Origin of the sequence: Arthrobacter sp. PM3, from assembly GCF_003352915.1 — a bacterium.
In the GTDB taxonomy this organism is placed as follows: domain Bacteria; phylum Actinomycetota; class Actinomycetes; order Actinomycetales; family Micrococcaceae; genus Arthrobacter.
In genome coordinates this window covers 4,019,318-4,033,510 of record NZ_CP022314.1, presented here as the reverse complement: position 1 = coordinate 4,033,510, position 14,193 = coordinate 4,019,318, and the positions used below count along the sequence as shown (strand labels likewise).

General features: G+C 70.2%; 12 protein-coding genes. 9 read left to right on the top strand and 3 right to left on the bottom strand.

The window, feature by feature from the left end; translation table 11 throughout:
• Nucleotides 1–485: 485 nt before the first annotated feature.
• On the bottom strand, nucleotides 486–1,595 hold the full coding sequence (locus CFN17_RS18320; RefSeq protein WP_208749114.1) for an ADP-ribosylglycohydrolase family protein: 1,110 nt from the start codon (nucleotides 1,593–1,595) through the stop codon (nucleotides 486–488).
• A 126-nt stretch (nucleotides 1,596–1,721) separates the two neighbouring features.
• On the opposite strand from CFN17_RS18320, the gene CFN17_RS18315 reads away from it, so the two are divergent.
• From CFN17_RS18315 to CFN17_RS18290, 6 genes are all read left to right on the top strand, one after another.
• Entirely contained in the window at nucleotides 1,722–2,078 is a 357-nt protein-coding gene (locus CFN17_RS18315; RefSeq protein ID WP_208749113.1) for a YidH family protein, read from the top strand.
• Nucleotides 2,075–2,425: a DUF202 domain-containing protein gene (locus tag CFN17_RS18310; protein WP_208749112.1), complete on the top strand. Its 351-nt coding sequence runs from the start codon at nucleotides 2,075–2,077 to the stop codon at nucleotides 2,423–2,425. The genes CFN17_RS18315 and CFN17_RS18310 overlap by 4 nt, the downstream gene beginning before the upstream one ends.
• Before the next feature lie 93 nt (nucleotides 2,426–2,518).
• Nucleotides 2,519–3,481 carry an MIP/aquaporin family protein gene (locus CFN17_RS18305; RefSeq protein WP_208749111.1) on the top strand — a complete coding sequence of 321 codons (963 nt, stop codon included), beginning with the start codon at nucleotides 2,519–2,521 and terminating at the stop codon, nucleotides 3,479–3,481.
• Nucleotides 3,482–3,570: 89 nt separating this feature from the next.
• A complete protein-coding gene (locus tag CFN17_RS18300) occupies nucleotides 3,571–4,770 on the top strand; it encodes an exonuclease SbcCD subunit D (protein ID WP_208749110.1) in 1,200 nt (399 codons plus the stop codon).
• The gene (locus tag CFN17_RS18295) at nucleotides 4,767–7,862 is read left to right on the top strand and encodes an AAA family ATPase (protein WP_208749109.1); all 3,096 of its coding nucleotides are present in this window, start codon (nucleotides 4,767–4,769) and stop codon (nucleotides 7,860–7,862) included. Before CFN17_RS18300 ends, CFN17_RS18295 begins: the two co-directional genes overlap by 4 nt.
• 88 nt (nucleotides 7,863–7,950) lie before the next feature.
• Nucleotides 7,951–9,369 (top strand): MFS transporter, encoded by a 1,419-nt coding sequence (locus CFN17_RS18290; protein WP_208749108.1) that lies wholly within the window; start codon nucleotides 7,951–7,953, stop codon nucleotides 9,367–9,369.
• A 31-nt stretch (nucleotides 9,370–9,400) separates the two neighbouring features.
• On the opposite strand, the gene CFN17_RS18285 is transcribed toward CFN17_RS18290, so the two are convergent.
• A complete protein-coding gene (locus CFN17_RS18285; protein ID WP_208749107.1) occupies nucleotides 9,401–10,114 on the bottom strand; it encodes an IclR family transcriptional regulator in 714 nt (237 codons plus the stop codon).
• A 192-nt stretch (nucleotides 10,115–10,306) separates the two neighbouring features.
• Between CFN17_RS18285 and CFN17_RS18280 the strand changes: the two genes are divergently transcribed.
• The 3 genes from CFN17_RS18280 to CFN17_RS18270 all read left to right on the top strand — a co-directional run bounded on the left by CFN17_RS18280 (nucleotide 10,307) and on the right by CFN17_RS18270 (nucleotide 13,852).
• Nucleotides 10,307–10,834, top strand: coding sequence for a flavin reductase family protein (locus CFN17_RS18280; RefSeq protein ID WP_208749106.1), 528 nt, complete (start codon nucleotides 10,307–10,309; stop codon nucleotides 10,832–10,834).
• 73 nt (nucleotides 10,835–10,907) lie between these two features.
• On the top strand, nucleotides 10,908–12,362 hold the full coding sequence (gene hpaB, locus CFN17_RS18275) for a 4-hydroxyphenylacetate 3-monooxygenase, oxygenase component (RefSeq protein ID WP_208749105.1): 1,455 nt from the start codon (nucleotides 10,908–10,910) through the stop codon (nucleotides 12,360–12,362).
• 155 nt (nucleotides 12,363–12,517) lie between these two features.
• The gene (locus CFN17_RS18270; protein ID WP_208749104.1) at nucleotides 12,518–13,852 is read left to right on the top strand and encodes an MFS transporter; all 1,335 of its coding nucleotides are present in this window, start codon (nucleotides 12,518–12,520) and stop codon (nucleotides 13,850–13,852) included.
• A gap of 85 nt (nucleotides 13,853–13,937) precedes the next feature.
• Here the strand turns inward: CFN17_RS18270 and CFN17_RS18265 are convergent.
• Nucleotides 13,938–14,193, bottom strand: a 256-nt coding sequence (locus tag CFN17_RS18265; protein ID WP_208748236.1) for an IS30 family transposase, incomplete at its 5' end; no start/stop codon positions are given.

The following is a 14,193-nucleotide window of genomic DNA, read 5'->3' as shown; positions in this document are numbered from 1 at the left end:
GTTCTTCAGCAACCCCGACGAGGACAACCCGGCCTCCGCCGCGAGAGCCTGCGCGGTCTCACCCGCGATGAACCGCTCAACCAAGGCCAGCTTCAGCTCGAACGAGTACACCTGTTTCGTCTGCTTGGCCACCAGCACTCCTCGACCATGGATCCTCCACCGCAGATACAGACCCTTGACCGGCGAGCGAGCCACACCCATCACCCGCGCAGTCGCCGCATCCGCGATGCCCTTCTCAAACCACGCTACAGCGGCCTCGCGCTGATCTTCAGACAACGGACTACGACCAAACATAAAACCGCTCCCCTGAAGTCGGAAATGAACATCCCCGTCCAACTTCCGGGGACCACTTCAGGCGGCCAAAAATGAGCATGTCCCCAGGGGCAAGGGGGAGACCGGGCATGTCCCAAGGTGCGGCGGCCAAAAATGAGCATGTCCCCAGGGGCAAGGGGGGAGACCGGGCATGTCCCTCCGCGCCGCCCAGGCTATGCGCCGGTGACCGCCGCCAGCCTCGACGCCATGCCCCGGATGACCTCCGGCGCCTCCAGCGCCGCCAGCCAGGACTCCGGCAGGCACTGCTCCCCGTAGTAGGTTCCCAGGATGTTGCCCGCGATCGACGCCGTCGAGTCACTGTCGCCGCTGTGGTTCACCGCGACGGCGATCGCCGCACGGAAGTGGGCCTCCGGTGCTCCCGCAGCCGCCTCGGTGCCCGGAACGGGGGCCGTGGCCAGCACGGCGTAGAGGGCGACGGCGAGGGCCTCCTCGGCCACCCAGCCTTCGCCGAGTTCACTCACCAGTTCCTCCGGGCCCAGGCTGCTGCCCGCCAGCCGCAAGGCCGCGTCCACGCGTGCCAGCACATCCGCGTCCGGGGCCTCGCCCTTGTGCAGGACGCCGCCGCGCAGGTGCCCGAGGGCCGCCTCCGCGGCGTCGCGCAGCCCGAGGCCGGAGGCCAGGCCCTGGATGACCAGGCTGAACAGTCCGGCGCTCTGCCGTGCCGCCGGGTGACCGTGGGTCAGGGACGCGGCCTCCGCACTGAGCTTGTAAACGGATTCGGGCCCAAGCTGGGGGACCAGCCCGAACGGCGCCGAACGCATCACCGTCCCGCACCCTTTCGATTCCGGATTGACCGGCCGCTGCACGGTTCCCATCTCACCCGTGGCAAGCCCGCTCAGGCACGCGTTCCCGGGCGCACGCCGGGCCTTCAGAACCTCCTGGCCGTCGATCCAGCGCGGCGGCTGGACCGGAGCTGACGGCGGTACCGCGACACCCTGGGTGCCCAGCCAGCGCAAATACGCCAGCCACAGGCACGCCGTGATGTCGGCCGCCACGCCGTCGTTGGCCCATTCCAGTGCCTCGAGCAGGCCGTCCGCCGTGTACAGCGTCATTTGCGTGTCATCGGAAAACGGGCTGCCGGCGTCGAGCGCGGAAAAATCCTGCAGGCCCGCGGAGCCGAACCGGGCACGGATGGCCGCAATGTCATCAAATTCGACGGCGTAACCGAGTGAATCGCCCAGCGCGCCTCCCAGCAGGCAGCCGTGGATGCGCGAACCGGGTGCTGGTGCGGGTGCGGGTGTGGTCTCGGGCTCGGTGCTCATATCCCAAATTTACCCGGGAGCATCACGCGCCACCCAATGCCGCCATCGGCAGCGGCTGCGGCACGCCGGTAGGGTGCTGGTAGGACATGTTCGGCGGTCGAAGGCAACCGGAAACAAGAGGAACGAATGCGCGAACCAATTTGGCGTAAAACCGGTACCACCCCCGATTACAGGTTCTCCCTGGCCAACGAACGGACCTTCCTGGCCTGGATCCGCACGTCGCTGGCCCTGATTGCCGGGGCCTTGGCAATTGACCAGCTGGCTCCCGAAATCGCGCCCGCCCCGGTGCGGATCGTGCTGTGCGTCATCCTCGCGTTCCTGGGCGCCGGCCTGGCCGTCCTCTCCTACCACCGCTGGGGCCTCATGGAGGCGGCCATGCGGAACAACCGCGAACTGCCGTTCTCCGGCGTCATGCTGGTCATGACGATCGGCGTCGCGGCCGCGGCCCTGGTGTTCGCCGTCCTGATCCTGGTGGCGCGGTGAGCCCTGAGGCGGGCAGGGCAGCCCGGGACCCCGGGCTGCAGCCGGAGCGGACGTCCCTGGCGTGGCGGCGGACCCTGCTGGCGCTCGTTGTAGCCGACCTCTTCATCTGGCGGACCTGGGCGCTCGCGGCGTCCCGCGGCACCATTGCCGGTCCCGTTGATTATCTGGGGATCTGTGCCCTCGTCGCCGTGGCCGCCACCCTGGTCCTGGGCGTGTGCGTGCTGGTCCGCGGACACGAACTCCGGCGGTCCGGCGCCGCGCCAAGGACGGCGCTGGTGCGCTGGGCCGCGGGAGCCGTCGTCGCCCTGGCCGCCAGCGCCGTGACTGCGGTGGCGCTGGGACACTGACGCGCCGCATCAGGCGGGAACCCAGTGAACGTCCAGATTCCGCTGGCAGACTGCTGGCGAGTCGTCCGCCGTCAGTAAAAGGAAGTCCCGATCATGACCCTGCCCGTCCCAGCCTCCGAGACCATCGGCGCCGGGCCCGCGCCCGGCGCCGATTCGACCCGGCCCCGGCTTGCCGCCCGGCTGTCCGCCGAAGCCTTCGGGACCCTGATCATCGTGGTCGCGGGCCTGGGCGTGCCGCTGTTCACCCTCCCGCAGTCCAGCCCGCTGCCTGCACCCCTTGCCGCCGGGCTGGCCCTGACGGCGGCGATGCTGGCCGTCGGTTACCTCTCCGGCGGCCACTTCAACCCGGCCGTCACCCTCGGCGGCGTGATCGCCGGCCGGATCCGGCCGCTGGAGGCCGCTGCTTACCTCGGCGCCCAGCTGGCCGGTGCCGCGCTCGGCGGCGTCGCCCTGTTCGGCGTCCTGCGCACCGTGCCCACCATTGATGATTCCCAGGCCGCGTTCGCCACTGTTGCGGCCGGATTCGGTGAGCACTCGGTCATCCAGGTGCCCATGGCGGGTGTCCTGCTCGTGGAGGTCCTCGGCACCGCGCTGCTCGTGGCTGTCTTCCTTGGCACCACGTCAAAGCGGAACCCGGCCAGGGCCGCCGCACCGTTCGCGGTGGGCCTGACGATGGCGGTGCTCCTGCAGTTCGGGCAGGCGATCGGCAACGTCCCGTTCAACCCGGCCCGGGCCACGGCCGCGGCCCTCTTCAGCGGCCCGAACGCGCTGGGCCAGCTGTGGCTGTTCTGGGTGGCGCCGGTGGTCGGCGCGGCCATTGCCGGGCTGGTCTTCCGCGGCTTCGCACAGTCCTCCCCACCGTCGGCTGCGTCGTCGCGCGTGCCATCGTCCGTGCCGACCTCTCGGCCGGAGAGCACCGGGCTCGAGCCGGCAGAGCAGGCAGAGCCGGACGGCGACGAGCTTGAGACGGCGGCACGGGCTGCCGACGGCGGACCCGGGATAGAAGCGCCGGCCGCCGACGACGAAGCCCGCAGCTTCTTCGACAGCAAGCGCTGACGGCCGGCGCCCCGGCCCGCCTCCGTCATCCTGACGGCCGCGCGGGGTGGTGGCGCAAGAGTGTCGGTGCCGGCCGATACCGTAGGAGTATGCGGTTACTGCACACTTCCGACTGGCACCTGGGCCGGTCCTTCCACGGCGTCGGCATGCTCGATGCCCAGCGCGCCTTCATCGACCAGCTTGTGGCCTTTGTCCGGAAAGAGGCCGTGGACGTCGTCCTCATCGCGGGCGACGTCTACGACCGCGCGCTGCCTGGAGTCGACGTCGTCGGCCTGCTGGATGACGCCCTCGTGCGCCTCACCGGAGCCGGCGCCCAGGTGGTCCTGACCAGCGGCAACCACGACTCCGCCATCAGGCTGGGGTTTGCCTCGCGGCTGCTGGAGCGCGGGGGAGTGCACCTGCGCACGCGGCTGGAGGACATGGACCAGCCCGTGCTGTTTCCGCTCGGCGACGGCGCTGGAAACGGGGCAGGGGCCGTGAACGGGACGGGGCCCGGCCTCGCTATCTACGGCATCCCCTGGCTCGAGCCCCGGTTGGTCGCCGAGCAGCTCGGCGTCGGAACCGCGAGCCATTTCGAAGTGACCCGCGCCGCCACGGAACGGATCCGCGCCGACGTGCGGCAGCGGGGTGCGGCGCGGACCGTCCATTCGGTGGTCCTTGCGCACACCTTCGCCAGCGGGGGTATCAGCTCCGACAGCGAACGGGACCTGAGCATCGGCGGCGTCGGCGCCGTCCCGCTGGACCTCTTCGAGGGCTTCGGCTACACCGCGCTGGGCCACCTGCACGGCCGGCAGGAGCTCTCGCCGGCGGTGCGCTACTCAGGCTCTCCGCTGGCCTACTCGTTCTCCGAGGCAAAGCACCGGAAAGGCGGCTGGCTCGTGGAGATCGACGCCGATGGCATCGGCGAGGTGCGCGAAGTGCTGTGGGATGCGCCCCGGACCCTCGCCGTGCTGCGCGGGACGCTCGAGGACCTCCTGGCGTCGGAGGACTTCGCCTGGGCCGAGGACGCCTACTGCCAGATCACGCTGACGGACACCGCGCGTCCGGCACAGGCGATGGACCGGCTGCGGGGACGGTTCCCGGACACCCTGGTCCTCGGTTTCGACCCCGAGGGCCCCGGCGCGGCGCCGAAAGCCAGCTACAGCAGCCGGCTTGCCGCGGCAGACAGCGACCTCGCCGTCTGCTGCGGTTTCCTCGACCACGTCCGCGGCCGGCCCGCGTCCGACGCCGAAGCAGCCGTCCTCGCCGAGGCCCTCGAAGCCGTCCGCCTGGAAGGAGTCTCCCTGTGAGGATCCACCGCCTTGAGATATCGGCGTTCGGTCCGTTCGCCGGCACGGAGCGGATCGACTTCGACCGGCTCAGCGCCCACGGGCTCTTCCTGCTCAACGGCGCCACGGGCGCCGGCAAGACCAGTGTCCTGGACGCCATCTGCTTCGCCCTGTACGGATCGGTTCCCGGTGCCCGGCAGGACGGCAAGCGGCTGCGCAGCGACCACGCGGATCCCGCCGCCGAGCCCCGCGTCACCTGCGAGTTCTCGGCCAAGGGCCGGCACTTCGAGGTCTCCCGGGCGCCCGCCTGGGAGAAGCCGAGCGCCCGCGGCAAAAACGGCTACACCCTGCAGCAGGCCAACACGCTGCTGCGCGAACGCGTCGACGGCGCCTGGGTGGAGAAGTCCGGCCGGAACGACGAGGCCGGGGCCGAGATCGCCGACGTCCTGGGCATGAACCGGGAGCAGTTCACCCGCGTGGTCATGCTGCCGCAGGGCGACTTCGCGGCATTCCTGCGGTCCAAGGCCTCCGACCGCCTGGAGCTCCTGCAGAGCCTGTTCGGCACGCAGCGCTTTGAAGCCGTGGAGCAGGAACTCTCCCGGCAGGCTCAGAACGCCAAGGCCGAGGTCGCAACCCTGACCACAAAGCTGGACGTGCTCCTTGCCCGGGCCGAGTCCGAGACCGCGGCGCTCGGCCTGGACCGGGAAGGCGCCCCCGGCAGGGAGGCCCCCGATGCCCTTCTGGCCTGGCTGGATGACGCCGCGGCCGCCGCCGCCCGGAATCGCAGCGCCGCCGCCGCGGCGGCGGAGGAGCAGGCCGCCGAACAGGGCCGCCGGCTGGAAGCGGCCGCCGCACGGGCAAACCGCCAGGCCAAACTGGCCGCCGCCGAACGGCGCCGGAACGAATCCGCCGCCGCCGCACCGGCCCTGGCGGAACAGGCCGCTACGCTGGACCTGCACCGCCGGGCCGAAGTCCTCGGCGGCCAGCTGCGGGCCGTCGAAGCTGCGCAGGCGGCCCAGGCCTTCGCCGCCACGGCGCTCGCGGAGGCCACGGGTCAGCTGCGCTCGGCGGCCGGCTCGGACCCGGAGCTCGCCGGACTGAACGTCGTCGGCGCCGGAGCTGACCATACGGACGTGGCCGCGATGGACGCGGTCCAGTCCCCGTTCGATAGCGCAGCTCTCCGGAACGCCCTCGGTCGGCTCCGGTCCCTGCACGCCGTCCTGACCGAACGCCTGCCGGACGAAGAGCGCCTCACCGGGCTGCGGGACCGCGGCGGCCGGCTGCGGGCGCAGCTGGAGGTCCTCGAGGCGGGCAGGACGAGCGGTGCCGCCGCCCTGGACGGCCTGCGCACCGAAGCGGCGGCGCTGCTTGCGGGAATCGTGCCCCTCGAAGAAGTGGCCGCCGAAGTCCAGCTGCGCACCAAGGAGGCCGCGGCCGCCGACGAACTCGTGGAGATCGTTGGCCGCTACCTCGCCGCGGAGGCTGCGTGCTCGGACATTACGCAACGCCATGCCGAGGCCCGGACCGAACACCAGGACCGCAGGCAGCACTGGCTGGACCTGCGCGAACAGCGGCTCACCAACGCCGCGGCCGAGATCGCCGCGGAACTCCTCGACGGCGTGCCGTGCCCGGTCTGCGGCAGTCCGGACCACCCGGAACCGGCCCCGGCCGCGGATGCCGCGCTTGCCGTTGCCGAGGCTGAAAAGTCCGCGCAGCAGGCCAGCGATGCCGCCGAAGCGGCGTTTACCGGCCTTGAGCGGGAGCTCGCCGAGGCTCGGCAGGACGTCGCCGTCCTGGCGGCCCAGGGCGGCAGCACACCTCCCGCGGAAGCCCGGGCCGAGGCCGCTCTCGCCCGCGAAAGGGCAGCCGAGGCCGGCCGTGCCGCCGCAGACCTGGCGGCCAGCCGGGCCCGGCTGGCCGAACTCGAAACAGCAATCACGGCAGCGGAGCAGGTGAGGGCAGAAACCGACGCCGGGATCGCGCAGACGCAATCCACCGTCGCCGAAGTCGACCAGCAGGCCGAGGTCCTCGAACGTGCGCTGGAGTCGCTGCGCGCCGGCCACCCGGGCATCGGCCGGCGGCTCGCCGCCCTGGCCGGAACCACGGCTGTCCTTGAACGGGCCGAGGCCGCGCAGTTGGCGTTCGACCAGGCCGGCGCCAGGGCCGCTGAGGCGCGAGACCTGCTGGAGCAGGCTCTCCCCGGGGCGGGCTTCAGCAGCGAAAGCGCCGCCAGGAGGGCGCTCCTGCCGGCCCCGGAGGCGTCGGGCCTCGAGGCTGCCATCAGGGCAGCGCAGGACGAGGCCGCCAGGATCGAGGAACTCTTCGCCGGGGAGGAGCTCACCCTGGCCGCCGCCGAACGCGACGACCTCGCCGGCGGGGCTGCCCCCACACCGTCCGAGCTCGAACGGCTCCGCACGGAAGCGGCCGCGGCGGAGCGGCACGCGAAGGACGCCGCGCTGGCCGCAGGGCTGTCCGAAAACTCGGTGCGGACCCTGGGACACATCGGCCGCGACTACGCCGAACTCGCCGCAGCGGGCCGCGAACCGCGGGAACGGGCTGCCCTGCTGGCCGCCGTCGCCGACGCCGCAAGGGGCGGGGGCGAGAACACCTACCGCATGAGCCTGAACAGCTACGTCCTCGCGGCCCGGCTCGAACAGGTGGCCGTCGCGGCCTCGGAACGGCTGATCGGCATGAGCGACGGCCGGTACACCCTGCAGCACACCGACGCCAAGGCCGCGCGCGGCGCCAAGTCCGGCCTCGGCCTGGAAGTGGTCGATGAATGGACCGGGCAGCGTCGGGACACCGCGACCCTCTCTGGCGGCGAGTCATTCATGGCGTCGCTGGCCCTGGCCCTCGGCCTGGCCGACGTCGTGCAGCACGAGTCCGGCGGCGTCGACATCGAAACCCTCTTCGTGGATGAGGGCTTCGGCAGCCTCGACGACCAGGCGCTGGAACAGGTCATGGACGCCCTTGAGGGCCTCCGCGATGGCGGCAGGGTGGTGGGACTCGTCAGCCATGTGGGGGAGATGAAGCAGCGCATCAGCACCCAGCTTCAGGTGGTCAAGGGCCGGAACGGCTCCACCCTGCACATCAGCGACGACGTGCCGGTGTAGGGAGCCGGGTCGGCTATCATGGGACTGTTACCGGGTCGCGCGCATCGGGAGGGGGGACGATGCGCACCATTGAGCGAACCCGGAAACCATGACTCCTTCACCGTCTTCACCGGCGTCCACCCTTGACGCGCCCCTTTCTGCCCGCGAAACCGGCCCTGCCGGCTTCGGCCCCGCGGACTCCGCTCCAGCGCCCGTGTCTGTGCCCGTTCCCGGGCCCGCCCCGGAGACCGGCAGGGGCGGCCGCTTCGCGCGGCTGCCGCTGATCGCCGGCCGCGGCTTCATCCCGCTGGGGCTTTTCGCCCGCCTGCCTCTGGCCATGCTCACCGTCGGCGCCCTCACGCTCGTCACCGCCGTCACCGGCTCTTACGCCGTCGGCGGCGCCGCGGCTGGTGCTGTCGGGATCGGTTCCGCGCTGGGCGCCCCGGTCCTGGGCGTCCTCGCGGACCGGCTCGGCCAGCGCAGTGTCCTGCTGGTGTCCGCCTCCGCCAACACCGCGGCCGTCGTCGCGCTGATCCTCGCGGCCTACATGGTCTCCGGCGTGCAGGACCTGGCCGCCGCCGCCCCGGCGCTCGCGGCGGCCTTCATCGCCGGGGCGAGCTGCCCGCAGGTCGGGCCACTGGCACGGGTCCGCTGGATGGCGTTGACCGCCCGGACACCGGAGGGCGGGGGGCGGGCCGGCGCCGGTTCCGCGGACCTGGATACCGCTTTGTCCTATGAGAGCACCGCGGACGAACTGACCTTCGTGCTGGGCCCCGCCCTCGTCGGCGTCCTCGCCAGCTTGCTCGCGCCGTGGCTGCCGCTGGCGCTCGCGGCGGCCTTGACGCTGGTCCTCGTGCCCGCCTTCGCCGTCCACCCCACACACCACGCAGTGGCCCGGGCTCCGCGGCGTCGCGCTGCCAAGCCGGGCGCCCGGCAGCCCGACGCCCGGGCCCTCAGCCGGCGGATCGGCGCCCGCGCCGCCGTCGCTCTCCCCGTGCTGGCCATGGTGTGCATGGGCACGTTCTTCGGGTCCACGCAGACCTCCCTGAGCTCCTTCTCCGCCGGCTTCGCCACGTCCGAGCTCGCCGGCCTGCTCTATGCCGTGATGGGTCTCAGCTCCGCGGCCGCCGCGCTGTCGGTCGCGTACTGGTCACCGCGGTTCAGGCTCAACGCCCGCTGGCTGGCCTGTGCCGCGCTGATGGCCGGCCTCGCCGTCCTGCTCCCGATGCCCTCGACGGCGCTGCCCATGGTCCTGGTCCTGCTGATCCTGGGTTTGCCCGTGGGCCCGCTCATGGTCACCGTCTTCGCGATCGGTGGCCTCGTGGCCCCGGCCGGAAAGCTCGGCACGGTCATGACGGCCCTGGCCAGTGGCATTGTCGCCGGCACCGCGCTCGGATCCTCGATCGCCGGGCAGCTCGCCCAGACCTTCGGGTACCAGACCGCCTTCCTGGTGCCCGTGTGCGCCGCCACGGCGCTGTTCCTGCTGGGGACCGCCGCCGCCGTCGTGCTCCGGCGGCGCGCGGGATAGCCGACGCCGGCCGCCGCCCAAGCAAGAGGACTTAGCCCAACTGCGCCTCGATGCGCCGGGCCGCCTCCGCGAGGGTGCCGGCGACCTCCGCCGGATCCTGTGCTGCACGGATGTACACCACCGCCAGGGCCGCCGGCCGGCCGCCGGGCACCCCCAGCGGCACCGCGATGGAGGACACCCCGGCGATCACCTCGTCATGGCTCACCGCGAAACCGCGGCGCCGGGCCTCGGCGGCCTCGGCCCGGTACGGAATACCCGGGGCGGCGTCCTGCCATTCGTGCTCCGGGAACGCGGACTGGATGGCGATGCCCGGCGCCCCGGCGCTGATGGGGTGCCGCGATCCCGGGTGCTGCACCACCGCGGCGCCGCTGTGGCGCGGATCGACGGTCACCAGCGTCACGCATTCCTCCCGGTCCCAGACGGCCACGAACGCGCTCATGCTCAGGCTGTTCGCCAGCTGGGTCAGTTCCGGCAGGGCCGCGGACTGCAGGTCGCGGGAGACACCGCGGGCCAGGACGGCGAGGCCTGGTCCGGGCTGGACGCGGCCGCCGTCGTCGCGCACCAGCAGCGAATGGTCCTCGAGGGTGCGCAGGATCCGGTAGGCCACGGAGCGGTGGACACCCATGGCGTCGGCGAGTTCGGCGATGGTCAGCGGGCGCTCGGCTTCGGCGAGGATTTCCAGCGCCCTGATGCCGCGGGAAAGCGTCTGGGACGGGGAAGCCTGGGCGCTGGCGTTCGGGGTCATGGGTTCCATCCTAGGTGTCGGGCTGCGGGGTGCCGGCTTCTCGGCAGACCCTTGTATTCCGTCCACCGCTCCGATACCGTTCTATATGGGAATTATATGTTCGATTATCGAACTGAACCAGAGGCCGGGGAGACCGAACCCGGCCGCTCTGAACCGCACTGACTGCTACGACGCCGAACGCAGGGATCGCTGATGATTGCCAGGCCGCGGGACCACGCAGGGGAGGGCCGGTTCTCCGCGCCGCGGGACAGCCACTTCCGGGGCAGCCTCGGCAGGTTCGCCACCGGCGTCGCCATCGTGACGTTCGACGGCGCGACAAAGCGCCACGGCATCACCGTCAACTCTTTCACGTCGGTGTCCATGGACCCGCCGCTGGTGCTCGTGAGCATCGCCCGCACCGCCAAAGCCCACGATGAGCTCGCCGGCCGGCCCTTTACCGTGAACATCCTCGGCGCCGAGCAGCGGCAACTGGCCCTGCACTTTGCCGGCCGGCCCGGCCCCGAGCCGCTGTGGGTGGAGGCGGACACCGCACCGCGGCTCTCCAATGTCCTCGCCTACTTCATGTGCAAGCCGTGGGCGGCATACGACGGCGGCGACCACACCCTGTACATCGGCGAGGTGGTGGACTTCAACTACCGCAGCGGCGATGCCCTGGCGTTTGCCAACGGCGCGTTCACCGTCATCCCGGAAAGCCAGCTGGGGATGGAGGACCTGCTCTAGCCCCGCACCACCGCCTGTCATCACCGCACAGCTCAACATCAACGATCATCGGCCTAGCGACTGGAGAACAACCATGGGCATCCGCACCGGGCGGCAGTATCTGGACAAACTCAACGCCATGACCCCGCATGTGGCGATTGACGGCGAGGTGGTCAGGGAGCGGATCGCCGAGCACCCGGCTTTCCGCAACGTGGCCCGATCCTACGCAGGGCTCTTCGACATGCAGCACGATCCGCAGTACCAGGACGCGCTGACCTACACCTCGCCGAGCACCGGCGACCTCGTCAATGCCTCCTTCCTGGTGCCCCGGACCATCGAGGACCTCCAGCGGCGCCGCCGGGCCATCTCCACCTGGGCCGAGTCCTCCCACGGGTTCCTGGGCCGCTCCGGCGACTATATGAACTCCTCGCTCACCGCACTCAGCACGGCAGGGGAGTGGTTTGCCCAGGCGGATCCGAAGTTCGGCGAGAACATCCGCAACTACTACGAGTGGGCCCGTGAGAACGATGTCCTGGCCACGCATACCCTCATCCCGCCGCAGGTGAACCGCTCGGTTTCGGGCTCGGAGCAGCTCGGCGGGCAGCTCTCGGCCCGGATCGTCGAGGAACGCGGCGACGGGATCGTCATCCACGGCGCGCGCATGCTCGCCACCATCGCCCCGATCGCCGACGAGCTCCTCGTCTTCCCGTCCACGGTACTGCGCGGCACTCCCGAGGACGCGCCCTACTCCTATGCGTTCGCCATCCCCAACGACGCCCCCGGCCTGCGCTACCTCTGCCGCACCTCGCTCTACAACGGCGGGAGCACCCACGACGAGCCGCTGGCCTCCCGCTACGAGGAAATGGACGCCGTCGCGGTGTTCGACCATGTGTTCGTGCCCAACGAGCGCATATTCATGCTCGGAAACCCGCAGCTGTGTAACAGTTTCTACTCCGAAACCGGCGCCGGCGCGCTCATGACCCACCAGGTGGTGACCCGCACCATCGCCAAGAGTGAGTTCTTCCTGGGCCTGGCCTCCGAGCTGGCCGAATCAATAGGCATCGACGGCTTCCAGCACATCCAGGAGGACATTGCCGAGCTCATTATCGACGTCGAAATCGGCCGGGCGCTGGTCCGCGCCTCCGAGGCTGATGCCGGACTGAATGACGCCGGGGTCATGCTGCCGAAATGGACCACGCTCAATGCCGCCCGCAACTGGTACCCCAAGATCGCCCAGCGCTTTCCGCAGATCATCCGCAAGTTCTCGGCGTCGGGCCTCATGGCGCTCCCGGGTGAGGCGGACGTCCACAGCAAGGCGCGGGCTGACATCGAGATGTACCTGCAGGGCAAGACCCTGACCGGCCCCGAGCGCGTCCGGCTGTTCAAGCTGGCCTTCGACGCCTCGATTTCGGGGTTCTCCGGGCGGCAGTCGCTGTACGAGTACTTCTTCTTCGGGGACCCGGTCCGCATGGCAGGCGCCCTCGTCAACAGCTACGACCGCGACCCGGCCCGCGCCCGGATCCGCGAGTTCCTGGCCCGCACCGACTGACACGCCAGAGATTTTCCGCGCAAGCGTGTGCGCGGTATCACATTTTCATAGTATTATCCTTCATACCAACTGACCGTTCGATCAGTAAATCAGGCACCAGCAAGTCACCTCGCACCCATCCGGGCAGCACCTCTGCCCCCAGCAACGGAGTTCCAATGACCGTAACTTCATCCGTAGATTCCGCTGCGGGTCCCAGCAGCAAGCATGAGGAACGCAAGGTCCTCGCCGGGACGCTGGTCGGCACCACCATCGAGTGGTACGACTTCTTCATTTTTGCCCAGCTGACGGCGACGCTGCTGTCACCGCTGTTCCTCGCTCCGCTGAATGCGTCCAACCCCGGACTGGCCCAGATCCTGTCCTTCGCGCTCATCGGCATCAGCTTCCTGTTCCGCCCGCTCGGCGCGATCATCGCCGGCCACCTGGGTGACCGCCTGGGCCGCAAGGCTATGCTGGTCTTCACGCTGGTCATGATGGGTGCCGCCACGGCACTGATCGGCATGCTTCCCACCTACGCGCAGATCGGCGTCTGGGCCCCGGTCCTGCTCATCACCCTCCGCGTCATCCAGGGCTTCTCCGCCGGCGGTGAATGGGGCGGCGCCGCACTGATGGCCGTGGAGCACGCGCCGCTGGGCCGGCGCGGCCTGTTCGGCGCCTACCCGCAGATCGGTGTGCCCGTCGGCATGATCCTCGCCACCGGCCTGCTGTACTTCCTCAACACGTCCATGTCCAAGGAGGACTTCGCGTCCTGGGGCTGGCGAGTGCCGTTCCTGCTCTCGATCGTGCTGATCGTCGTCGGTTACCTCATCCGCCGGGCGGTCGGCGAGAGCCCCGTCTTCAAGGAGATGGCCGCCCGCAAGGAAGAGAGCAAGGCGCCCCTGGGCGAGCTGCTCCGCAAGCACAAGAAAGCCGTGCTCTACTCCACGCTGATCTTCATCGGCAACAACGCCGCCGGCTACTTGCTGATCGCCTTCTTCATCTCCTACGCCACCAAGACGCTGAAGATGCCGGCTCCGCAGATCCTGCTGGCCACCACGCTGGCGTCCTTCGGCTGGCTCATCTTCACCCTGGTCGGCGGTTGGCTCTCGGACAAGATCGGCCGCGTCAAGACGTTCCTGCTCGGCTACGCGATCGTCTTCGCCTGGATGATCCCGATGTTCGCCCTCATCGACACCAAGGACATCGTGCTCTACGGCGTGGCGCTGTTCGTCCTGACGGTCGGCCTGGGCCTGTCCTACGGGCCCATGTCCGCCATGTATGCCGAGATGTTCCCGGCCAAGGTCCGGTACTCCGGCATCTCGATCGGCTACGCGTTCGGCGCCATCCTCGGCGGCGCGTTCGCGGCCATGATCGCCGAAGCCCTCCTGCAGGGCACGCACTGGACCGGGTCCATCGGCATCTACATCATGATCCTCTGCGCCATTTCCGCCGTCGGCGTCCTGCTGGCCGGCGAGACCCGCGGCCGCCCGCTGGGCGTCAGCAGCCACCACTAGGCCAACACAACAGCAACGCGGGGTCACTTATGGCCCGTCCGAGCGGCTCAAAGTCAACTGGTCGTTGCAACGGGCCGGGTTTATGTCATGCTGCGGCGGCGATGAGTTGGCGCATGCGTTGTTTTGGGGTCTCGAGGTTCAGGGTGGGCCGTGGCCGGTTGTTGAGTTTGTCGGCGATGGTGTCGAGGTCCTCGGCGGTGAAGACCGAGAGGTCGGTGCCTTTCTCGAACCAGTGGCGCAGCAGCCGGTTGGTGTTCTCGTTCGTACCCCGCTGCCAGGGTGAATGCGGATCGCAGAAGTACACCCCCGCGTCCAGGGCCAGCTGGATGCGGGGGTACTGG